The organism is Amycolatopsis sp. NPDC114503 (assembly GCF_055633655.1).
In genome coordinates this window covers 407,299-429,760 of sequence record NZ_JBVKDT010000008.1, presented here as the reverse complement: position 1 = coordinate 429,760, position 22,462 = coordinate 407,299, and the positions used below count along the sequence as shown (strand labels likewise).

Annotated in this window: 18 protein-coding genes; 7 read left to right on the top strand and 11 right to left on the bottom strand. The window is 69.3% G+C overall.

Going from position 1 to position 22,462, the window contains the following annotated elements; translation table 11 throughout:
* Window positions 1–69 precede the first annotated feature (69 nt).
* Window positions 70–1,269, top strand: coding sequence for a neutral zinc metallopeptidase (locus tag ACZ7OI_RS32980; protein WP_470267972.1), 1,200 nt, complete (start codon window positions 70–72; stop codon window positions 1,267–1,269).
* A gap of 101 nt (window positions 1,270–1,370) precedes the next feature.
* Here ACZ7OI_RS32980 and ACZ7OI_RS32975 read toward each other — a convergent pair whose 3' ends face one another.
* Together ACZ7OI_RS32975 and ACZ7OI_RS32970 are read right to left on the bottom strand one after the other, a co-directional pair.
* On the bottom strand, window positions 1,371–1,841 hold the full coding sequence (locus ACZ7OI_RS32975; RefSeq protein ID WP_470267971.1) for a hypothetical protein: 471 nt from the start codon (window positions 1,839–1,841) through the stop codon (window positions 1,371–1,373).
* A gap of 219 nt (window positions 1,842–2,060) precedes the next feature.
* A complete protein-coding gene (locus ACZ7OI_RS32970; protein WP_470267970.1) occupies window positions 2,061–3,143 on the bottom strand; it encodes a potassium channel family protein in 1,083 nt (360 codons plus the stop codon).
* Between the two features lie 106 nt (window positions 3,144–3,249).
* On the opposite strand from ACZ7OI_RS32970, the gene ACZ7OI_RS32965 reads away from it, so the two are divergent.
* Window positions 3,250–3,633 (top strand): DoxX family protein, encoded by a 384-nt coding sequence (locus ACZ7OI_RS32965; RefSeq protein WP_470267969.1) that lies wholly within the window; start codon window positions 3,250–3,252, stop codon window positions 3,631–3,633.
* Between the two features lie 3 nt (window positions 3,634–3,636).
* On the opposite strand, the gene ACZ7OI_RS32960 is transcribed toward ACZ7OI_RS32965, so the two are convergent.
* Together ACZ7OI_RS32960 and ACZ7OI_RS32955 are read right to left on the bottom strand one after the other, a co-directional pair.
* Window positions 3,637–7,047, bottom strand: coding sequence for an ATP-dependent helicase (locus tag ACZ7OI_RS32960; RefSeq protein WP_470267968.1), 3,411 nt, complete (start codon window positions 7,045–7,047; stop codon window positions 3,637–3,639).
* Entirely contained in the window at window positions 7,044–10,217 is a 3,174-nt protein-coding gene (locus ACZ7OI_RS32955; RefSeq protein WP_470268061.1) for an ATP-dependent helicase, read from the bottom strand. The genes ACZ7OI_RS32960 and ACZ7OI_RS32955 overlap by 4 nt, the downstream gene beginning before the upstream one ends.
* 116 nt (window positions 10,218–10,333) lie before the next feature.
* On the opposite strand from ACZ7OI_RS32955, the gene ACZ7OI_RS32950 reads away from it, so the two are divergent.
* Together ACZ7OI_RS32950 and ACZ7OI_RS32945 are read left to right on the top strand one after the other, a co-directional pair.
* Window positions 10,334–10,663: an MGMT family protein gene (locus tag ACZ7OI_RS32950; protein ID WP_067585909.1), complete on the top strand. Its 330-nt coding sequence runs from the start codon at window positions 10,334–10,336 to the stop codon at window positions 10,661–10,663.
* 609 nt (window positions 10,664–11,272) lie between these two features.
* The gene (locus ACZ7OI_RS32945) at window positions 11,273–12,094 is read left to right on the top strand and encodes a siderophore-interacting protein (protein ID WP_470267967.1); all 822 of its coding nucleotides are present in this window, start codon (window positions 11,273–11,275) and stop codon (window positions 12,092–12,094) included.
* On the opposite strand, the gene ACZ7OI_RS32940 is transcribed toward ACZ7OI_RS32945, so the two are convergent.
* On the bottom strand, window positions 12,091–12,897 hold the full coding sequence (locus ACZ7OI_RS32940; protein WP_470267966.1) for a uroporphyrinogen-III synthase: 807 nt from the start codon (window positions 12,895–12,897) through the stop codon (window positions 12,091–12,093). The two genes, ACZ7OI_RS32945 and ACZ7OI_RS32940, sit on opposite strands and share 4 nt — an antisense overlap.
* Window positions 12,898–12,986: 89 nt before the next feature.
* Window positions 12,987–13,964, bottom strand: coding sequence for a helix-turn-helix transcriptional regulator (locus ACZ7OI_RS32935; RefSeq protein WP_470267965.1), 978 nt, complete (start codon window positions 13,962–13,964; stop codon window positions 12,987–12,989).
* A 62-nt stretch (window positions 13,965–14,026) separates the two neighbouring features.
* On the opposite strand from ACZ7OI_RS32935, the gene ACZ7OI_RS32930 reads away from it, so the two are divergent.
* The 3 genes from ACZ7OI_RS32930 to ACZ7OI_RS32920 are packed head-to-tail and all read left to right on the top strand — an operon-like array spanning window position 14,027 to window position 16,524.
* Complete coding sequence (locus tag ACZ7OI_RS32930; protein ID WP_470267964.1) at window positions 14,027–14,422, top strand: DUF3224 domain-containing protein; 396 nt, start codon at window positions 14,027–14,029, stop codon at window positions 14,420–14,422.
* Between the two features lie 11 nt (window positions 14,423–14,433).
* The gene (locus ACZ7OI_RS32925; RefSeq protein WP_470267963.1) at window positions 14,434–15,552 is read left to right on the top strand and encodes a winged helix DNA-binding domain-containing protein; all 1,119 of its coding nucleotides are present in this window, start codon (window positions 14,434–14,436) and stop codon (window positions 15,550–15,552) included.
* A gap of 21 nt (window positions 15,553–15,573) precedes the next feature.
* A complete protein-coding gene (locus ACZ7OI_RS32920; RefSeq protein WP_470267962.1) occupies window positions 15,574–16,524 on the top strand; it encodes a prenyltransferase/squalene oxidase repeat-containing protein in 951 nt (316 codons plus the stop codon).
* Here ACZ7OI_RS32920 and ACZ7OI_RS32915 read toward each other — a convergent pair.
* Genes ACZ7OI_RS32915 through ACZ7OI_RS32895 form a run of 5 tightly spaced genes read right to left on the bottom strand, consistent with a single transcriptional unit; the run spans window position 16,521 to window position 22,442 of the window.
* Entirely contained in the window at window positions 16,521–17,129 is a 609-nt protein-coding gene (locus tag ACZ7OI_RS32915) for a formylglycine-generating enzyme family protein (protein ID WP_470268060.1), read from the bottom strand. The two genes, ACZ7OI_RS32920 and ACZ7OI_RS32915, sit on opposite strands and share 4 nt — an antisense overlap.
* Window positions 17,130–17,145: 16 nt before the next feature.
* Window positions 17,146–18,273, bottom strand: coding sequence for a uroporphyrinogen-III synthase (locus tag ACZ7OI_RS32910; protein ID WP_470267961.1), 1,128 nt, complete (start codon window positions 18,271–18,273; stop codon window positions 17,146–17,148).
* Window positions 18,270–18,602, bottom strand: a complete 333-nt coding sequence (nirD, locus tag ACZ7OI_RS32905) for a nitrite reductase small subunit NirD (protein WP_470267960.1) — start codon at window positions 18,600–18,602, stop codon at window positions 18,270–18,272. The genes ACZ7OI_RS32910 and nirD overlap by 4 nt, the downstream gene beginning before the upstream one ends.
* The gene (nirB, locus tag ACZ7OI_RS32900) at window positions 18,599–21,103 is read right to left on the bottom strand and encodes a nitrite reductase large subunit NirB (protein ID WP_470267959.1); all 2,505 of its coding nucleotides are present in this window, start codon (window positions 21,101–21,103) and stop codon (window positions 18,599–18,601) included. The genes nirD and nirB overlap by 4 nt, the downstream gene beginning before the upstream one ends.
* Before the next feature lies 1 nt (window position 21,104).
* Window positions 21,105–22,442: a nitrate/nitrite transporter gene (locus tag ACZ7OI_RS32895; RefSeq protein WP_470267958.1), complete on the bottom strand. Its 1,338-nt coding sequence runs from the start codon at window positions 22,440–22,442 to the stop codon at window positions 21,105–21,107.
* Between the last annotated feature and the right edge of the window lie 20 nt (window positions 22,443–22,462).

Here is a 22,462-nt window from a genome sequence, read left to right as displayed (position 1 = left end):
TCCCCCGATATGCTGAACGGCAAGCCGGGGGACGCCCGGCCCGCGCCGAGACCCACCGGGACTGCCCTGATGACGCAACCGCCCTACGGCCAGGTGCCGCCACGCGGGACCGTTCAACCGCCGCCGGTGCCGGGTCAAGGACCGGTGCCGCCGGGCCAGTACCCGGGCCAGGCGCAAGGCCCCTACCAGGCACAGCCGGGGCAAGGGCCGTACCAGGGACAGCAGCCGCAGTATCAGGGCCCGCCGCCGCAAGGGCCGCCGCCGCAAGGCCCGCCGTGGCAGCAGCCGCCGTCCTATCCGGTGCCGCCGCGCAAGCCGACCGGTCTGATTGTCGGCCTGTGCCTCGGCGCGGTCGCGGTGCTGGCGCTCGGCGTCGTGGCGATCGTTTCGCTGAACCGCGGGTCGGGGCCGAGCAACGCGGGCTACCAGGCCGCGCCGCCCTCGCCGACGTCCGCCTACGAACTTCCGCCCACCAGCGGTTCGTCCACCGCTTCGAGCGCGCCGACCAGCTCGTCGGAAAGCCCGAGCACCTCCGCCAGCGCGGGCCCGCACAAAATCCTCAAGCTGGCCGATCACCCGATCCTGCAGGACCGCAACGCCGGCCTCCAGAACCTCGTCTGCAACCTCCCGCAGTGGAGCAGCACGCAGGACGGCGCCGAAGCGTTCTTCACCGCGGCGAGCAAATGCCTCGACGCGGCGTGGGGCCCGTTCCTCGAGTCCTACAACCTGCCGTTCACGCCGCCCGCGCTGCACTTCCCGACCGGGCCGAGCTTCGACACCGAATGCGGCACCATCCAGGTCGGCATCGCCACCGCGGCTTACTACTGCGAGAACAACCTGTACGTGCCGTTCAAGGGCCTGCAGACCGACCAGTACGGCAACAACCCCGGCGTCTACCTGGCACTGTTCGCCCACGAGTACGGCCACCACGTGCAGGAAGTCGCGGGCATCATGGACGCCGCGTGGCAGAAGATCTACGCGGCGGGACAGAACAGTCCCGAGGGCCTCGACATGTCGCGTCGCAAAGAACTACAGGCGCAGTGCTTCTCCGGAATGTTCCTCGGCGCGCACGTCGACCGCGGCGGCACGATCACCCGCGACATGTACAACAAGGCCTGGAACGACCAGGAAACCCGTGGCGACAACACTTCCCGCAGCCACGACCACGGCACCAACGCGCATTACGCGCAGTGGTGGCGCGCCGGGGCGAAGGACAACCGGATCGCGGACTGCAACACCTTCGCCGCGTCCGCGTCGGACGTCAGCTGAGCTGGTCGCTACTGCGGTCGTAGTGGTTCGCGTTGGGCGGCTGCCGAAGGCGCACTGTCAACTACTACGGATGTAGTGGTTCTCCTGGCTTCCAGGCGGGATCAGCTGAGCAGCGCGAGCTTGCCCGAACCGCGGATCACCAGGTAGGCGTACATCCCGCCGCAGAAGCAGGCGAACACCAGCAGCGCCAGCGCGATCGGCGCGCGCAGGTCCTGCGAGCCCGCCGAGGTGTCCGGAGCGGTGACCGAGACGACGCCGTTGTCCGGGGCGTCGTCCGGGACCAGCACCTGAAGGTGCTCGTCCTTGCCGTGCCCGCAGCTGTCGAGCGTGCCCTGGCGAGGTTTGCCGCCGAGCTGGAACGAGACCGATTCGGCCGCCCCGGGAACCGAGCAGTCGACGGCCTTGGTGATCTGGGCGTCCACCGGCGCGCCGGGGGACTTCACGTGGATGCTGAGCAGCCCCGGCCCGGCGAGCCACGACAAGACCACGACGAGCACCCCGGCCGCGATCGGGATGCCCACCTGCAGCCACCGCTTGACGGGACTCTTATGCGGAGGGTCGGAAACCTGCACGACGCCATGCTTCCAGATGCCGGGGGCAAAACCCAGTGAGGTGCCCGCGCCCGGGGGACCCCGCCCGGGGCCGCGTGCGCCACCTCACTCGCCGCCGCCCGACCCCGGCCCGATGCCACTTGGGGTGCACCCGACGAGGTTTCTCAGCAGCGGCTGTGCGCGGCCTTGCTCCCGCAGACGTCCGAGCCAGGTCCGGCGACCAGGAAAACCCGGCGCACCTCAGCGTTCGATGTGATCGACCTGCGTGACCTTCTTGACGTACAGCAGCCGGTCCCCCGGCTCCAGCGCGTCCGCCTGCGGCGCGTCCACCCGGAAGAGCACCCCGTCCCGCACCACGCCGAGCACGATGTCCGGCAGGTGCCGCGGCGATCCGCCTTCCTCGCTCGGCTCGATGGCGCGCTCGGCGATCGCCAGTCCGGATTCCGGTGTGAGCAGGTCCTCGACCATGTCCACTACCAGCGGAGTGGACGTCGCCATCCCGAGCAGCCGCCCGGCCGTCTCGCTCGACACCACGACCTGGTTCGCCCCGGACTGCTTCAGCAGGTGCACGTTCTCCGCCTCGCGCACCGACGCCACGATGTGCGCCTTCGGAGCCAGTTCGCGCGCGGTGAGGGTGACCAGCACGGCCGTGTCGTCGCGGTTCGGCGCGACCACCACGGCTCGCGCGTGCTGCACGCCCGCGACGCGCAGGACGTCCGCCCTGGTCGCCGATCCGTGCACGGTGACGAGCCCGAGCGCGCTCGCCGCGTCCAGCGCCTGCTGGTCGGTGTCGACGACCACCACGCGGTTGGCCTGCACCTCCTCGTCGCCGAGCAGCGCGTTGACCGCCGAGCGGCCCTTCGTGCCGAAACCGACGACGACGGTGTGGTCACGCACCTTCGTCCTCCACTTCTGGATTTTGAACGCCTGCCGGGAGCGCTCGGTGAGCACTTCCAGGGTGGTCCCGACGAGGACGATGAGGAAGAGCACCCGCAGCGGCGTGATCACGATGACGTTCACCAGCCGCGCGGACGCGGTGGCCGGGGCGATGTCGCCGTAGCCGGTCGTCGAGAGGGAAACCGTCGCGTAATAGAGCGAATCGAGGAACGAGAGTCCGTCGCCGTTGGCGTCGCGGTAGCCGTCCCGGTCGAGGTAGACGATCAGCACGGTGGCGAGCAGCGCCAGCAGCGCGCCGATGATCCGCTTGACGATCGCCCGCATCGGGCTGACGGTCAGCTCCGGCATCCGGATCACGCCGACGAGCTCGTGGTCGGGCCGGTCGTTCAACCGGACGTTCAGGGGCAGCCGTTTCAAGGCCTTCATGCACCGGCTCCCCGCGCGCGTTCGGCGTCACTCACAGCCGGGAGGATAACCCAATCGGAGCACCCGCACACCCGTCACGGCGATCATGCTGTGGCAGGCTTGCCGCATGTCCGAGCCTCGCACGTCGCAACGTCCCGCCCATTTTCTCGCCGCTCTCCTGGCCGGGGCCGGCGTCCTGCACTTCGCCCGGCCAAAGCCGTTCGACGCGCTGGTTCCCCAGGAGTTGCCCGGTGACCGGCGCACCTGGACCTACGCCTCGGGGGTCGCCGAGCTGACCGTCGCCGCCGGGATCGCGTTGCCGCGCACGCGCCGGCTGGGCGGATTGGCGGCGGCGCTGCTGTTCGTCGGGGTGTTCCCGGGGAACGTGAAGATGGCGCTGGACTCTCAGCGGCGCGGCCGTCCGGCGCGGGATCGTGCGGTGGCGTGGCTGCGGCTGCCGATGCAGTGGCCGTTGGTGAGCTGGGCGTTGACCGTACGCGATCGGGCCTAGCTTTTACTCTCGCGGAATGTTGCGCAGCAAGGCGCGCAGGCCTTCCGCGTCCAAGAGATCCGCCGGGCGCAGCGTGTGTCCAGATCGGACATAGTGGAAGGCCGCACGCACCCGTTCCACCGGGACTTTCTTCAACGCCGCCCACGCCAATCGGTACGCGCCGAGCTGAACGGCCAGTGCTGGCAACCGTTCCTCGGACGGGACGGAGCCGGTTTTCCAGTCCACGACGGTCCAGCCGCCGTCCGGATCGGCGTACACCGCGTCCATTCGTCCGCGCAGAGTGATGCCTTCGACGTCCGCGGAGAACGGCACTTCCACAGCCACCGGGACGCGGTCGGACCATTCGCTGTTCTCGAAAGGTTCTTGCAGGGCCTCGAAATCGGTGTCCGGAGCCTCGCCGACGTCGGCCGCGCCGGGGAGGTCGTCGATCTCCAGCAGCCGGTCGCCGGAGAAGCGTTGCTCCAGCCATCTGTGGAACGCGGTGCCGCGGCGGGCGAAGGTGTTGGGCGGCAACGGAAGCGGGCGACGCAGGCGTTGGGCCAGAGCGTCCGCGTCGGACGCCAGGTCCACCAGCTGGCTGACGCTCAGCTGCGCGGGCAAAGCCACGCGATCCACTGTGGACTGCGAGCGGGCGCGTTCGGCGAGCAGGACGTCGGTGTCGGCGGCCCAGCCGTCCGGGTCTTCCGGGTCGATGACGTCTTCGTCGTCTTCGAAGTCGTCCGGCAGATACTCCTCTTCGTCCTCGGGCTCCGGCGGCAGCGGGATTTCGTCGTCGTCGGCTGCCGGGAGAGGGTCGGCGTCTGCTTCGGGCTCGGCCTGGGGTTCCGGCTCGGCCTTGGCTTCGGGCTCGGGTTCTTCTTCCAGCGCAGCCATTTCCGCCAGCAGCAGATCCACCCCGGCGGCCACGCCGGACCGCCGGTCGCCCAGCGGATCCACCGGCCACTTCGCCGCCCTCGAGTCCGCGACCAAGGGGTTCTCGTCGTCCTCAGCCGGTTCGTCGGCCCAGACGTCCACCACGCCCAGCGGCGGATCGGCCTCGCCCATCACCTCGGCGATTTCGGACAGGAAGATCGACGGCCCCTTAGCGCGCGTGCTGCTTTCGTTCCACCAATGCCCGGAAACGAGCAGCGCGCGCTCGGAACGGGTCAGCGCGACGTAACACAACCGTCGCTCCTCGTCGGCTTCGCGTGCGACGAACCCTTCCTCGTGCAGTTCGAGTGCTTCCTGAACTTCCTTGCGGTCATAGCCTTCCGCGACCTGCAGCTTCGGCAGATCCGCCGCGTCACCACGCAAATGCGCGGGCAGCGCGGTAGCAGTGCGCAACCACGACGACGAACGACGCTTGCCCGGGAACACCTCGGCGACCAGATGCGGAACAGCCACCACTTCCCACTCCAGCCCCTTGGCCGAGTGCACGGTGAGCACCTGCACGCGGTCCGGAACCACCTGCACTTCGCCAGGCGTGAGGCCGTCTTCCGCGTGCGCCGCGGTGTTCAGGTAGTCCACAAAGGACAACAGGGTCGCGGTCGGAGCGGTTTCCGCGTAATCGGTGACGACTTCAGCGAACGCGTCCAAATGCGCGCGGCCAGCCGATCCGGGACGAGCGAGCGACTCGACATCCAGCAGCATCGTGCGTTCGACGTCCGCCACCAATTCCGGCAGCGATTGATCCAGCCGGCGACGCAACGCGGTCAATTCCGCGCCCAGCCGGCGAATTCGGCGGTACCCCTCCGCGGAGTAACGCTCGGGCGCGCCGGGTTCGTCGACGGCGTCGATCAAACCGGCCTGTTCCGCGCGTTCGGCGACCAGCTCCGGTTCCTCGCCCTCCTGCGCGCGCGGCTCGGGCGAGGTGAGTTCGTTGGCCCGCCGCCACAACGCCGCGACGTCCGCCGCCGCGATCCGCCAGCGCGCACCGGTCAGCAGCCGTGCGGCCGCGCTGCCCGCGAGCGGATCGGCGAGCACCCGCAGGGTGGAGACGAGGTCCGCGACCTCCGGTTCGTCCAGCAATCCGCCGAGCCCCACGACCTCCACCGGCAGCCCGCGCATCCGCATTTCCGCCGCGATCGGGGCCATGTCCGCGCGGCGGCGCACCAGCACCGCGGCGGTCGGCGGCTTGCCGGATTCCTCTTTCTCCGCGTGCCAGCGCTGTGCCATCGCGTCGGCGACCCACTCGCGTTCCGCGCGCACATCCGGCAGCAGCGCGACCGCGATGTCCGCCGGGCCGGCACCGTCCCGCGCGCGCAACCGTTCGACGCCAAGTCCGCGCTGCCGCAACGGTTCCGAGATCGCGTTGGCCAGCTCCAGAATTTCCGGCGGATTGCGGAAACTCGTGAGCAGCCCGAATTCGTGCGCGGTTTCGAGCCGTTCCTCGCCGCGGCGCGGGAAGTCCGTGGTGAACCGGGGCAAGTTCGCCGCACTCGCACCGCGCCAGCCGTAAATCGCCTGCGCCGGGTCGCCGACCGCGGTTACCGGCATCGGCGGATGATCAACCCCGCCGAACAACGACCTCAGCAATACTCGCTGCGCGTGCCCGGTGTCCTGATACTCGTCGAGCAGCACGGCCCCGTAACGCTCGCGCTCCCCCGCGACCACTGCCGGATATCCGTCCGCGAGCTGCGCGGCCAGAGACATCTGGTCCGCGAAGTCGAGCGCGCCTTCCGCCCGCTTGCGCCGATGGTAGTCCTCGACCAACGGCAGCAGCGCGAGCCGAAACCGTTGCGCTGCCAGCACGTCCTGAAGCTTCACTGGCAGCGACGCACGCTGCCCTTTAGCCCGCGGAGCGTTTTCGATGACCTCGCACAGCCACTCGGTGTACTGCCCGAGTTTCTCCGTCGAAATCAGATGCTCGCCAAGTTCACCAGCCAGCGCGAGCAGTTGCGCGGTGACTGTCGGCGGCACGCGGTCGGTGTCCAGGTCATTGTCCCAAGTGGACACCACTCGATGGGCCAGCTGCCACGACGAAGTCTCTGACAGCAACCGGACGCCAGGCTGCACCGGAAGCCGCAAACCATGTTCCGACAGCAAACGCCCGGCGTACGCGTGATAAGTCAGCACCGTCGGCTCACCCGCGACCACAGTGGACCGCAACGCACCCGACGGATCAAGCCGCTCCAGCAGCCCCGAACCGGCAAGTCGCCGAAGCCGCGCCCGCACCCGCTCGCCGAGCTGACGCGCGGCTTTCCGGGTGAAGGTCAGGCCGAGCACCCGCTCCGGGCTCACGATTCCGTTGGCCACCAACCACACCACGCGCGCGGCCATTGTTTCGGTCTTCCCCGCGCCCGCGCCCGCGACGACCAGCGACGGCTCGACCGGCGACGCGATCACGGTCGCCTGCTCGGGCGTCGGACGGTGCAACCCCAGTGCGTCAGCGATTTCCGCGGGTCCGACGGGGTTGGCGATCACCACCGGGCTCACGGTCCGGTCACCTGACGCCCTTCCGGACGCAACGGGCAGCAACCGCGCGCCGGGCACCGGTCACAGTCGGCGTTCTCGTGCGCTTGGTAGTCCGGACCGACCGCGGCGGCTGCGGCCGACCGCACGAGTTCCAGCCACTCGCGTCCGCTGTCCTCGTCCATCGGCGGCTGATCCCGCTGTGTGGCCCCGGTTTTGTTGTTCCCCTTGGCGACGTAAACGAGTTTCGCGCCGCCGGGCGTGTTCTTGCCCTCGACCGCGCCCAGCAGCACCGCCAGCTGATACGCCGCGAGCTGCGGGTGTTTCTCCGCGTCCGCACCGGACACCGGGACCTTGCCGGTCTTGATGTCCACGATCACCGGGCGGCCGTCCTTGTCCATCTCGACCCGGTCGACACGGCCGCGCAGCAGCACGCGCACCTCTTCGTCGCCCATCGGCAACTCGACCTCGATGTCCTGCTCGACCCCGGCCTCGATCAGCTCCTGCCGCGACTTTTCCAGCCACGAAACGAAGTTGCGCAGCATTTGCTCCACCCGGGACCGTTCGCGCCGGGAAAACCACGGCGCGCCAGCGTCCACGCGCACCCATGCCTCGTCCAGAGCGGCCTGGATCTGCTCCTCGGTGCTTCCGCCCGCGATCGCCTGCGCCAGGCCGTGCACGAGAGTTCCGGTCACCGCCGCCAGCTGCGCCGGATCGCTGCCGCCGTGCCGTTCGATCAGCCAGCGCAGCGGGCACTTCACCAGAATCTCCACAGTGGACGGCGAGATCCGCATGAGGTCGCCGGGCCCGTGCACCGGATCCTCCGTGGACGCTTCCATGAGCCCGTACCAAGTGTCCGGATGCGCTCCCGGCACGCCGGCGGCAGCCAGCCGGGCGAGCTGTTTCGCCGCCCGTTTCCGACGCTCCGGTTCCGTCTTGTCGTCGCACACGACCTCGCGCAGCTCGCCGACCAATTCGGCCAGCACGAGCGACCGGCCCGGCGGCTTCATCCGGGAGTCGAGCATGCCGTCGTCGGCGCCGTTCTCCTCAAGGTCGTCGAGGAACCGGGACGGCTGCTCGTCTTCCCCGGCCACCGCGGTCACCAGCAGCGTCCGGCGCGCCCGGCTCGCCGCGAGATAGAACAGCCGCCGCTCCTCGGCGAGGATCGGCGCGATCGCGGACACCTTGTCGTGTTCGTCCACTCCGGACAGCAGGTCGACCAGCCGCTCCACACCCAGCAACGATCCGCGCAGCCGCATGTCCGGCCACGCACCCTCCTGCACCCCGGCGACCGCGACGACTGTCCACTCGCGACCCGCCGACGCGTGCGCGGTGAGCAGCGAAACCCCTTCGCCCGGGATCGCCGCCGGGGCGAGCGTGTCCCCCGCGATGTTCTGCGACGACAGATAATCCGCGAACGCCGCGACACTCGCCTTGGGCAACCGGTCGGCATACCGGCCCGCCGAATCGAACAACGCCACCACGGCGTCCAGGTCACGATCAGCCTGTGCGCCCAGCGAACCGCCGCGATCCACCAACCGCAGCAACCGTTCCTGCAGTCCGCTCGCCTGCCACAGCTCCCACAGCACCTGCTCGACGCTTTCGCCGCGGCTCACCGCCTGGTGCGTGACGCTCAGCAGCTTGCCGACCCGACGCACCGGCAGCGCTTCGTTGTCGGCGAGACCGACGAGAATGTCCCCGCCCCGCAACGCTTCCACGAGCAGTTCGTCGCTCGACCGCTGCCCGCCGCCTGCCAGCTCCAGTCGACGCAGACCACGCCGCAACCGACGCAACGCCAACGGGTCAGCCCCGCCGAGCGACGAGGACAGCAACATCTCCGCGATGTCGACGTCCAGCAGCTCCGGTTCGGCCGCGATCCGCAACACCGCCAGCAACGGCCGTACCGCGGAATGTTTCGCCAACGGCAATTCCTCAGTAGCCGAACCGATCGGCACCCCAGCCGCACGCAAGGCACGTTGCAGCACAAGGAAAGTCCGCGCCGGAGACCGCACCAGCACCGCCATCTCCGACCACGGCACCCCGTCGACGAGATGCGCCCGACGCAGCTGGTCGGCGATCCAGCTGGCCTCCGCGGCCGGAGTCGGCATCAGCCGCACTCGCACCTTGCCACCGCGTTTCCCTTGCGGGGTAACCAGCTTCCGATGCGCCGAGGCACCCGGCAACGTCGCGCCGAGCTTCGCGACCGCCGCCCGGACAGTCGGAGCGAGCCGGTGCGACGTCGTCAGCATGACCGTCCGGTCGCCGTCGTTGTCGGAATCGGCGAACAGTTTCGGGTCCGCGCCGCGGAAAGAAAACACCGACTGATCCGGATCGCCCGCCACCACGAACTCCTCCGCGGTGTGCCCGATCGTGCGAATCAGCTGGACCTGCAACGGATCCAGGTGGTGCGCGTCGTCGACGAACAAATGCCGGACCCGGCCTCGTTCCCGCTCGCGCAGCTCCTCGTCGTCCTCCAGCGCGAGCAACGCCGACGTCACCAGTTCGGCGGCGTCGAGCGCGGGCGCGGCAGGCAGGCCGAGCGCGTTCCCGCCGGCCCCCTGCAGCTGGGTGACCTCCTCGTACTGCGCCCAGAACTGCCCCGCCGCGACCCACTCCTCGCGGTCCTGGCGATGCCCGAGTTCAGTCAGATCCTCCGGCCCGAGCCCACGCTCTGCCGCCCGCATCAGCAGGTCGCGCAATTCCTCGGCGAACCCCGGCACGGTCAGCGCCGGACGCAACTGCTCCGGCCATCCGGTCGCGCCCTCGTCCAGGTCGCCTTCCAGCAGCTCGCGCACGACCACGTCCTGCTCCGCCCCGGCCAGCAACCGCGGCGGCGGCAGTTCCTCGGCGCGAGCTTCCAGGCGCAGCAAGGAAAACGCGTACGAATGCACTGTGCGCACCAGCGGTTCGCTCACCGTGCGCGGCAGCGGAGACTCCTGGTCCGGATCGGACGTGAGCCGCCGCGTGAGGTCGGCCCGCAGCGCGTCCGCCGCCCGCCGGGACGTCGTGAGCAGCAGCACGCTCTCCGGATCCGCCCCCTCCGCGATCCGGCGCGCGGCGGCGCTGGCGAGCAACGCCGTCTTGCCGGTGCCCGGCCCGCCGAGCACCCGGCGGAATCCAGAAGGAGCCGACAGCAGCCGCCGAGCGTCTTCGTCCCAGGTGAACGTGGGTGCGGCGGGGACCGGCGGGCGCACCAGCCGCGCCTGCCCGTTTCCCGCTCTCCGCACGTGCACATCAGCGATGGAACCATGCCCGCTCACCCGGGTGGCGCACCGGCACACCCCTCGGCGGGACTATCATCTGCCGGGTCATGAACGACGAACTGCACGAGCGGATACGCGCAGTCATCGCCGACGTACCCGCGGGGACAGTCGCGACGTACGGCGACGTCGCAGCGCTCTCCGGTGCTCCCTCTCCGCGCATGGTCGGCCGTGCTCTCGCCGAGGACGGCCACGACCTGCCCTGGCACCGCATCCTCCGCGCGAACGGGACTCCCGCGCCGCATCTCCTGCACGAACAGCTCGAGCGGCTGCGTGCCGAGGGCGTGCTGGCGGACGGGGAGAAGGTGGACCTGCGGAAGTACCGCTGGCGTCCGGACGGGGACGAGCCGGGCGAGGACGAGCCGCCCGGCTTGTTCTAGAGCTTCCGGACGCCTCTTCGGACGGCACTACGACGGGGCAGGCCGCAACCTGACCCCACGCGCGAGACGCACCCATGCCCCTTGAGGTTTCCTGGCGCGGCACGGCAAGGTCGATGTCCGTGAGGGGACCCCTGAGGGAATCAGATTCCCTCAGGGGTCCCCTCACGGACGTTTGCGGGCGCGAGGAGTTACGCGAGGTGCGCGGCCCGGCTGGCGCTCCGCATCAGGGCGCTACTGGCTCCCGCTCACCCCATGGCGCGACTGGCTCCCGCTCACCCCATGGGGAGAACCGCCCAGGCCCGTGCCCTCGCGGCCGAACCCGCACCAACTCAGCTCTTGCACGCGGAGCGTGCCGAGGTGGGCGAACCCGCTTCGCGCACCTCGGCGTCACCAACTCCGCCGAGGTGAGCAAGCCCGCGTCGCAGAGCCCGGCAACGTCGCCAACGGCGGCCGAACCCGCACCAACTCCGCCGAGGTGGGCGAGCCCGCTTCGCGAGCCCGGCCAGCGTCGCCAACGGCGGCCGAACCCCGCCCGATCCGGGCAAACGTGGCGCCCGCCATCCTCCCCGGCCATAGCCCGCCTCGCGCGCTTTAGGTTAGCCTCACCTCATGGGCACCCTCACCTATCACCCCGGCAAGGTCACCGCGGTCCGGCGGGTCACCCCGCACATGGCCCGGATCACGTTCGACTGCCCGGGTCTCGCGGCGGCGGGCCCGGCGGCCCCGGACGCGTACGTGAAGGTGTTCTTCCCGCTTCCCGGCGACGAGGAGCCGCACCTGCCGCCCGCCGAGACGGGCGAGGACGACGTCCTGTCCTGGTACCGCCGCTACCTCGCGATGCCCGACGACGTCCGGCCGCCGATGCGGACGTACACGGTGCGCGCGGCGCGTCCGGAGAGTGGCGAGGTGGACGTCGACTTCGTGCTGCACGAGGAGAGCGGCGGCCCGGCGTCGACGTGGGCCGGGCAGGCGGAGGTCGGCGGTCGCGTCGCGTTCCTCGGGCCGCACGGGTTGTACGACGTGCCCGACGGGACGACGTGGCAGCTGCTGGTCGGCGACGAGACAGCGTTGCCGGCGATCGGCGGGATTCTCGAGCGGCTGCCGCAGTCGGCGCGCGCGTCGGTGTACGTCGAGATTCCGGACCGCGCGGAGCGACAGACCTTCGAGACCAACGGTGCGGTTGAAGTGCACTGGGTCGTCCGCGGGACGCGTACGCACGGCGAAGCGCTCGTCGACGCCGTACGCGCGGCCGAACTGCCCAACGGCACGCCGTACGCGTGGGTGTCCGGCGAAGCAGGCGTCGTGAAGCTCGTTCGGCGACACCTTGTCCGCGAGCGCGGCTTCGACAAGACCGCGATCTGCTTCACCGGCTACTGGCGGCAAGGCCTCAGCGAAGAAGCCGCCGGACGACAGCAGGCCGAAGCGTCCTAACCGAGCTTCGCGACCACTAGCTTCACCAACGCGCCTAGCCGCTGACGCTCCGGCTGTAGCGTGCGGATTCCGGCTGCCTCCAACGGCGCCGCAGTCACCGGACCGACGCACGCGCAGACGACCGTGCCACCGCTCAGGGTCTCGCGCAGCTCCGCACCGTGGCCGGATTCGTCGGCGAGCGTCAGGAAATTCGTCGCGGCCGGGGCGCTGGTGAACACCAACGCGGCTAGTTCCCCGGACAGCACTTCGCGGATCAGCGAGAACACCGGCTCCGGATTCGGCGGCGTGTGCCAGCGGTAGGGCTGCACCGCGAGCACCGACGCACCCGCCGCCGCCAGCGGATCAGTGAACTCCGGCAGCGGCGCGCCGTGCAGTTGCAGCGCCACGCGCGCGCCGTCGACACCGGCTTCGGTGAGCGCGCCGAACAGCTCGTCGTTGGTCTCGCCGGGCGCGGAGTACTGCTCGCGCAGGCCGACGCCACGCACCGCGCCCACCGCTTTCGGCCCGCGCGCGAAGATGCGCGACCCGGCCAGCGAGTCCAGCAGCGCGCCGCGAAGACCCCAGCCTTCGGCGGCGTCGAGCCAGCCGCGGAACCCGGCCCCGGTGGTGACCGCGGTGAGGTCGACCGGCGCGGCGAGGACGGCTTCGGTGCCTTGGCGCAGTTCCGGATCGTCGGGCAGCGGGACGATCGTGATTGTCGGCGCGTGCCGGACCTCGGCACCGTGCCTGAGCAACGCGCCGATCAGGTCGTCCGCGCGCCGCTCGGCCGTGACGCCGATCCGCACGCCGTCCAGCTCACCCATCCGCTTGTCCCATCTCCGGCGAAGAAGCCAGCGAAATCTCCGCACCGCGCCGCAGCTCGCCCGAACACCGCCCCGCCGCTTTGTCCAGCTCACTCATACCTCTGCCCCATCTCCCGGATCGCCGCCGCCAGTTCCGTCCGCAGATCCTCCGGCGCGAGCACCTCCAAATGCGGCCCGAACCGCAGCAGTTCGCCGATGGCCGCTTCTCCCGGTTCGACCGGCAGGTCGATCGTCAACCATCCGTCGCCGTCCGGTTCCGCTCCGGCGGCGACTGCCTCGCGAAGCGCCCGGGCGCCGACACTGCCCGAGTAGAACGGTACGAGAGCCTGGGAGCGCGGCGAGAGGCGCACCTTCGCCTTTCGGGGGTACATCCGGCGTTCGAACTGCTCCGACCACTCCTGCCAGTAACCGGCGAGGTCGAATTCCGCCGGTCGTTCGAACTCCTCGCCGAGGTCGGTCAGCTCGTGGATGCGCGAAATCCGGTAGGTGCGATCGGTCCCCTCGCACCGGGCGGCGAGGTACCAGTTGCCTGCTTTGAGGATCAGGCCGAGCGGTTCCAGCACCCGCTCGACCTCGCGCTGCCCCCACCGTTCGTACCGGACGCGGATCCGCCGCGCGGACCACACCGCGTCGGCGACCGCGGACAGCGTCGGCAGGCTTTCGATGCCGCGATGCCAGCCGGGAACGTCGAGGTAGAACCGCTCGGCGACGCGTCCGGCGCGGCTGCGCAACTCCTGCGGCAACGCGGCGTACAGCTTCAGCTGCGCCGCCGCCAGCACCGTGCCGAGCCCCAGCTCAGCGGCCGCCACCGGCAGCCCGGCGAGCGCCAGCGACTGGGCTTCGTCCTCGTTGAGGCCGGTCAGCCGGGTCCGGTAGCCGTCGACCAGCTGGTAGCCGCCGCTGCGGCCGCGGTCGGCGTACACCGGCACCCCCGAGGCCGACAGCGCGTCGATGTCCCGGTACACCGTCCGGACCGAAACCTCCAGCTCAGCGGCCAATTCCTCGGCGGTCATCCGGCCGCGGTTCTGCAGCAGGAGAAGCACGGTGAGCAAACGGCCGGCACGCATGCGGCAAGTATGACTGAAATACCTGACACAAGATGGCAGGTATGGCTGATTAACTGCTCCGCATGAATACGTTTGGCATGACGAAGTGGGAAGAGCACGTGGCGAGCGGCGAGGAGGGCAGTCCGCGCGTCGCCTACGTGCACGCCGCGATGGAGTACTCGGGCGTCATCCAGGGTGCGGCCACCGGCGACTACCTGCTGTACTACCCGGGCGAAGGCTACGACGGCGGCGCGACCACGTCGCCGGGCTACGACCGGTTCGAGGGCACTGTCGACGGCCGCCGCGGCACGTTCGTGGTCCGCCAGGAGTGGGGCTTCGACCCGAAGAGCATCCGCTCGACATTCGAGGTCGTGCCGGGCTCCGGCACCGGCGAACTGGCCGGCATCAGCGGCACCGGCACGGTGCACGGCGTGCTGGGCGAGCCGACCGTGTCGTACACCTTCGACTACAAGATCTGAAGGAGGCCGGGATGCTGGAAGTATCGCGCGAACAGGCGCTGGCGTACCGGATCGCCGAGCAGGGGCTGCACCGCTCCGTCGCCGATCCGTACGAACTTCCGCTCCTGGACCTCGGTCTGCAGGACAGCATGCGCGACACCGCCGCGCTCTCGTTGACCGCGCGGATGCCGGATCCGGTCACGCCGGAGTCCCTTGTGGACGATCCGCGGCTCGCCCTGGTGTGGTCGCACCGGGGCGCGCCGCATTTCCACCGACGCGTGGATCTGCCGGAGCTGACGGCTGCCTTGGTGCCGCTCGATAATCCGGACGCGCTGGCCCGGATGTTGTGGCAGAAGAAGGATCTCGAGGCCGCTGCGGTGTCCCCTGTGGACATTGTGTTCACCACCGCGCGGGCGATCCGCAAAGTGGTCACCAAGCCGATGACCAAGGGCGTCGTAAGCGGCGAGATCACGAAGCTGTTGCCGCCCTCGTTCAGTCGCTGGTGCCGTCCTTGCAATGCGACTCACGTCCATGAACAGCTCATGCGAATCGCCTCCCTGCACGGCGGCGCGCAGCTGGAAGCCGGACAGTCTCCGGCGACACTCGCGCCGCTGGAGGATCGCGGACGGCTGTCCACGCGTCCGGCTCCGGCGGCAGTTTCGCGAGTTCTCGAGCGGTATCTGCGCTTCAACGGGCCCGCGACGCAAGGCGACGCGGCTGGTTTTCTAGGCACCGCAAAGACTTGTGTCCGCGGTACTTGGCCTTCCGCCGTGACCGAAGTCAAAGTGGACGGTCGGCTGGCATTCATCCCGACTGATCGGTTGCCCGCGCTGGAGAACCCGCCGTCGGCTACTGGCGTACGCCTGTTGCCGCCGCTCGATCCGTACACGCAAAGCCGGGACAAAGCCGTACTCGTGCCGGACAAAGCGCGGGCGAAAGAGGTGTGGAAAATCCTCGGCAGCCCCGGAGCGCTATTGGTCGACGGCGAGATTATGGGTACCTGGCGCATGAAAGCGTCGGGCAAACGCCTGGCCTTCACCCTCGCCGAATTCGACCCGCTCCGCCGCTCGGACCGCGAAGCCGCCGAGGACGAGGCGGCGCGGGTCGCATCCGCGCGGGGCTACGAGGACTTTTCCGTGACGTGGGGTTGACCGGCGGGCTAAAGTCCTGACGTGCTGAAATGGCTGCTCGACTCAGACCCGACGCTGCGCTGGCAGGTCGAACGGGACTTAGCGGACGCGCCGCCCGAAGTCTGGACGGCCACCCGGCACAAGATCGCGACCGAGGGCTTCGGCGCACAACTCCTCGCGCGGCAAGACCCGGACGGGCAATGGGCCGGCGGCGCGTTCTTCCCCGCGCAATTCGAGCCCGGACCCGACACCGGACAGCCGTGGACGGCCACCACCTGGTCGCTCACCATGCTGCGTGAATGGGGCCTGGATCCGGCTGTGCTGCGCGCCCGGCGCACGGCCGAATTGATCGCCGAGAATTCCCGGTGGGAATACCACGATCTGCCGTACTGGGACGGCGAAGTCGACGTCTGCATCAATGCCTGGACCCTCGCGAACGGCGGCTGGCTCGGCGTTGACGTCTCCCGGCTCGCCCACTGGTTCCCCGAGCACCAGATGGCCGACGGCGGCTGGAACTGCGAATGGGTCGACGGGTCGAAACGCTCGTCCTTCCACTCGACGCTGAACGCGGTGAAAGGCTTGCTCGCCTACGACATCGCGACCGGCGGCACCGACGAGACGCACGCCGCCCGCCGCGCCGGCGAGGAGTACCTGCTGGAACGCCGTCTGCTGTACCGGCTCTCGACCGGCGAGCAGGTGGCGTCCTGGGTGGATCATTTCGCGTATCCGGTGCGGTGGCACTACAGCGCGATCAACGCGGTCGAACACTTCCGCGAGGCCGCCATCGTGGACGACATTCCGCCCGACCCGCGGCTCGCCGACGCGGTGGAACGGGTTCGCGCCGCCCGGCAGCCGGACGGAACCTGGCTGCAGGACGGCCGGCTCAACGGTGACATGTGGTTCGAGGTCGACGTGTCCGCCGGCGAGCCCTCGAAGTGGCTGACGCTGTACGGCACGCGGATTCTGTCCTGGTGGGACTCCGCACAGTCCTAACTGGACCGTGCGACGCGAAAGCCGACGTCGTCCACCCGGAACGTCGGATGGCTGCGACGGCGCACCGACACCCGGACGCTCCAGTGTTCGTCCGCCCATCCGCCGCCCTTGAGCACTCGATACTCGCCGTACACGGCCGGATCGTAGAGATCCCAGCACCAATCCCACGTGTTGCCGAGTACATCGTAAGCGCCCCAAGCATTCGGACGCTTCTCTCCGGGCGGATGCAGCCTGCCGCCGGAGTTTCCTTCGTACCAGGCGATCTCGTCCAGGTCGCCGTACCGAGGGCCTTCGGTGCCGGCGCGGCAGGCGTGTTCCCATTCGACTTCAGTGGGCAGCCGGTAGCCGGAGGCGGACCGGTCCCACTCCACTTCGTCGCTTCCGAGCAGGTAAGCGGGTGGCAGTCCGTCGCGTTCGGACAGTGTGTTGCAGAACCGCACAGCGTCCAACCAGGACACCTCGACCGCGGGCAGGTCTCCGCCGCCGTCGTATTCCTCCTGGGTGACCGGGAACGCGCCTAGCTCGAACGCGGGCACGTCGACTGTCCAGCTGCGTTCTGTCCGCCGGTCGGTGAGCGTCACCGTTCCCGGCGGAATGGGGACCATCCGCACCAGGCCGAGGTTAGCCGATCGACGCTGGGCTGTCGCCGGGATTCACCGCCAGCCGATAGCCGCGTTTGACCACGGTCTGCACCACTCCATTGCCGCCGAGGGAGGTCCGTAACCGGCCGATCGCCGTCTCCACCGCGTGCGCCTCGCCGCCGGACGGAAGCTCGGCCGACAGCTCACGGCGCGCGACCACTCGGCCAGGTTGCCGCGCGAGAGCGCGCAGGAGCGCCATCGGGGCCGGGGCGATCTCGCGCCATTCGCCGTCCACCAGCGCGCCGGTGCCGCGGACCTGCAGCACATGACCTGCGGCGTACAGCGTCGGCGAGGCCTCGACCAAAGTCTCGGCGACCGTTCGCGCCAGCGCGCCTATTCGCGACCGTCTCGGTTGGACAGTCGGAACGCCAAGAGAGGCGAGCGGCGCAGCGGCGATCGGGCCGACGCACGCCACCACCACCCGACTGCTCAACACCTCGACCAGCGCGCCGAGCCGACCAGTCCGCCGCGCCATCGCGACGGTCGACGCGGCAGCGGGCGCGCTGGTGAACGGCAACGCGTCGATCGTGCCTTCCAGTACCGCGTCCAACAGCCGGTCGAGCGGTCCCGGATCGGCCGGAGCGACCCAGCGGTACACCGGGATCTCGATCACCTCGGCACCTGCCTGCCGAAGGGTCTCCGCGAAGAACGGCAACGGCTCGCCGTGCAGCTGAAGCGCGATCCGCCGTCCGTCCACTCCGGACTTGGTCAGATACTGCAGCAGCTCCGCGCTGCTCTCCGAAGCGGGCGAATAGTCCTCCACCAACCCCGCCGTCCGCACCGCGCCTGCCGCTTTCGGGCCGCGAGCCAGCAGCGACGCGCTCGACAGATGGTCGAGCACCTTGTCTCCGAGGCCCCAGCCTTCCGCGGCCTCGATCCAGCCGCGAAAGCCGATCCCGGTCGTCGCCACGACAAGGTCCACCGGCGACTCCAGCAACCGCATCGTCGCCGCGTGCAGTTCGGTGTCGTCGGCCAGCGGCACGATCCGGATCGCCGGTCCATACCGGACCGCGGCGCCTTGGCGCACGAGCAGCGCGCCCAGCTCTTCAGCTCGGCGCGCTGCCGTGATTCCCACCGTGAACCCGGCCAGCGGCCGGACGTCTGTCACGGCGATCCCACCTCGATCACCCCGTCCCGTACGCGAATCGGATACACCGGCACCGAAACACCCTCCGCGTCCAGGCACTCTCCGCTTCGGAGCGAAAACCGTTCCTTGTAGACCGGCGACGCGACCACCGGCTCTCCCCCGGCGTCGCCGACAATCCCTCGCGAAAGCACCGCCGCACCACTGCACGGGTCCCAATTGGACAGTGCGTACCAGCCGTCGCCGGCGTGGAACACCGCGACCTGCTGGCCGTCGACCAGCGCCGCGGCTCCGCAGAACTCCGGAATGTCCGCGGCCGCGCACACCGCGGTCCAGGATGAAGTCATGGTCATCGCCGCACCTCCGGAACTCCCAGCAGCACCGGGATCCGCTGCTCCCGCTCCTCGCGGAACGAGATCGACGGATCGGGCGTCCCCGGCGCGTTCACGAACGAACTGAAGCGCGCCAGCTTGTCCGGATCCTCCAGCACCCCGCGCCATTCGTCGGTGTAGCCCTCGACGTGTTTCGCCATCGCCGCGTCCAGGTCCTCGCAGATGCCGAGGCTGTCGTCCACGATCACCGAGCGCAGGTGGTCGAGCCCGCCGTCCAGCTCCTCGATCCACGGCGCCGTGCGCTGCAGCCGATCCGCCGTGCGCACGTAGAACATCAGGAACCGGTCGATCGTGCGCACCAGAGTTTCGGTGTCCACATCAGACACCAGAAGTTCCGCGTGCCGGGGCGTCGCTCCGCCGTTGCCGCCGACGTAGAGGTTCCACCCGTGTTCGGTGGCGATCACGCCGAAGTCCTTGCCGCGCGCTTCAGCACATTCACGCGCACACCCGGACACTCCGGCCTTGATCTTGTGCGGCGACCGCAATCCGCGATACCGCAGCTCCAAGTCGATCGCCAGCCCCACGCTGTCCTGCACGCCATAACGGCACCAGGTCGACCCGACGCAGGATTTGACTGTGCGCAAGGATTTTCCGTACGCGTGCCCAGACTCGAAGCCCGCGTCGACCAGCCGGCGCCAGATCTCCGGCAGCTGGTCCACAGTGGCACCGAACAGGTCGATCCGCTGTCCGCCGGTGATCTTCGTGTACAGCCCGAAATCCTGCGCGACTTGCGCGATCACCATCAGCTTCTCCGGCGTGATCTCGCCGCCGGGAATCCGCGGCACCACGGAATAGCTGCCGTTGCGCTGCATGTTCGCGAGGAACCGGTCATTGGTGTCCTGCAGCGCGGCCTGCTCGCCGCCGAGAATGTGCCCGTTGCCCAACGTCGCCAGGATCGACGCCACCGCGGGCTTGCAGATCGCACAACCGGTCCCAGTGCCGTAACGGTTCACCACCTCGCTGAACGTCGTCATCTGTGTCGCCCGGATGATCTCGAACAGCTCCGCGCGAGACTGCGTGAAGTGTTCGCACAGCGCCTTCGATTGCTCGACACCGCACGCGTTCAGCAGCTTCGCGAGCATCGGCACACACGAGCCGCACGAGGTTCCTGCCCGCGTGCACGCCTTCAGCTTCCCGACCGAATCGCAGCCGTCCTCAGTGATCGCCCGGGTCAGCGCACCTTTGGAAACCCCGTTGCACGAACAGACTTGCGCCTCGTCCGGCAACGCGTCCACGCCGACCGCCGCCCCGCCGCCGGCCGGCGCGAGCAACGCACCCGGGTCAGCAGGCAGCGGGCGACCAACCAACGCCCGCAGCGTGTTGTACTCCGCCGCGTCGCCGACCAGAACCCCGCCGAGCAGCGTCCGGCCGTCGTCGGTCACCACGAGCTTCTTGTACGTCCCGGCCACGGCGTCGTTCACCGCGACTTCCAACGATCCTTCGGTCGCCGCGTGCGCGTCGCCGAAACTCGCGACGTCCACGCCCATCAGCTTCAGCTTCGTCGCGGTGTCCGGTTCGGGGAAGCTCGCCGTGGCACCGGTGAGCTGCGCCGCGACCACCTCCGCCATCGCGTAGCCCGGCGCGACAATGCCGTACACGCGACCTTCGACCGCCGCGCACTCGCCGATCGCGTAGACCGCCGAATCGCTGGTCCGGCACGTCGCGTCGACCAGGACGCCGCCGCGCTCGCCGACATCCAAACCGGACTCCCTGGCCAGGTCGTCCCGGGGGCGGACACCGGCGGAAAAGACCACCAGGTCGACGTCAAGCTCCGTGCCGTTGCCCAGCTTGGCCAGCAATCGCGACCCGTCGGACTCGATCGCGTCCGTCGAAGTTCCCGTGTGGACGGTCACGTCAAGGTTCGCGATTAACCGCCGAAGCAGCCCGCCGCCGCCATCGTCGACCTGCAACGGCATCAACCGCGGTGCCATTTCCACGACGTGCGGCGACAAGCCCATGTCCCGCAACGCCTTCGCCGCTTCCAACCCGAGCAGACCGCCGCCGATCACCATCGCCGCCCGACGGCCGCGACCTTGCCGCTGCGCCGCCGCACGAATGGCGTCGAGATCTTCGATCGTCCGGTATACGAAGACTCCGGGCAGATCCCGCCCCGGCACCGGCGGCACGAACGGACGAGAACCGGTCGCCAGCACGAGCGAGTCATACGACTGCACGTGCCCGGCCGCCGTCGTCACCGTCTTGGCTTCGCGATCCACCGAGACGACGACCTCGCCGAGGCGGAGCTCGACCGCGTCGTCACCGGCGTAATCCGATCCCGGCAACGCCAACGCCGCCGGATCCCAACTGTCCACATAGGAGGTCAGCGCGACCCGGTCGTAAGCGGGACGATTCTCCTCGCCGAAGACGACGACCCGCCACTCGCCCGCCGCGTCTGCCGCGCGAAGTGCCTCCACGAACCGGTGCGCGACCATTCCGTGCCCGGCAACCACCACTGTAGGCATTTCAGACCTCCGCTCCTGCCAACGCCACCTGCGCTCGCACCGCCGGCTTGCGCAGATAGCCGAACCACGTCACACCCACGCACACCGCGTAGAAGACCAGAAATCCGACGAACGCCGGGACACCGCTGTGCGCGGTGGCGAACGACTGCCGGAACGCGAGGTTGATGAACAACCCGCCCAGCGCACCGATCGCACCGGCCAGCCCGATCACGGCTCCGGACAGCCGGCGCGCGTTCCGCATTTCCGCCGCCTCGTCCGCGCCGGCCTGAATCGCCGCCCGCGCCTTGACCTGGAAGATCGCCGGGATCATCTTGTACGTCGAACCGTTGCCGATTCCGGTGAGCACGAACAAAACGATGAACGCGGCGGTGAACGTCGCCAGCGAGTCAGCCGAGGAAGCCAGTACCAGCACCACAGTCGCCAAGGCCATCGCGCCGAACGTCGCGAAGGTGACTCGGCCGCCGCCGATGCGATCCGACAGCCAGCCGCCGACCGGCCGCGACAAGGAACCCAGCAGCGGTCCGAGGAACGTCACCGCGGCTGCCTGCAACGGCGTCCGACCGAACTGGTTCTGCAGCACCAACCCGAAGGCGAAGCTGTAGCCGATAAAGGAACCGAACGTGCCGACGTACAGCAGCGACATCACCCAGGTGTGTCCAAAACGGACTACCTCGCGCATGGCCTTCGTGTCACCTCGAACGCTGGCCAGGTTGTCCATGAACAATGCGGCGCACGTCGCGGCGATGACGATCAAGGGAAGGTAGATGTAAAGCACCAGCCGCGGAGCCGTCGCACCAACGGTGCCGATCACGAGCAGTCCGACGAGCTGAATCACCGCGACGCCAAGGTTTCCGCCACCAGCGTTCAGGCCGAGTGCCCAGCCCTTGTGCCGTTCTGGGTAGAAGGTGTTGATGTTCGTCATCGAGGAGGCGAAGTTTCCGCCGCCGACACCGCCGAGAGCTGCCATCAAGAGGAACGTGCCGAGCGAGGTACCCGGGTGCAGCACGACCGCGGTCAGCACCGTCGGGACGAGCAGCAGCAACGCGCTGATCACTGTCCAGTTGCGACCGCCGAATCGCGCGACCGCGAAGGTGTACGGGATCCGCATGATCGCGCCGACCACCGTCGGCGTGGAGACGAGCAGGAACTTGTCCGCCGCGCTGAAGCCGTAAGCCGGGCCCATGAACAGCACCACGACTGACCACAATGTCCAGATCGAAAAGCCGATGTGCTCGGAGAACACGGAAAACCACAGGTTGCGCCGGGCGACGCGCTTGCCGGTCGTTTCCCAGAACTCGTCGTCCTCGGGATCCCAGTGCTCGATCCAACGGCGGGTCATGGCGTCCTCCTCGTTGCCGG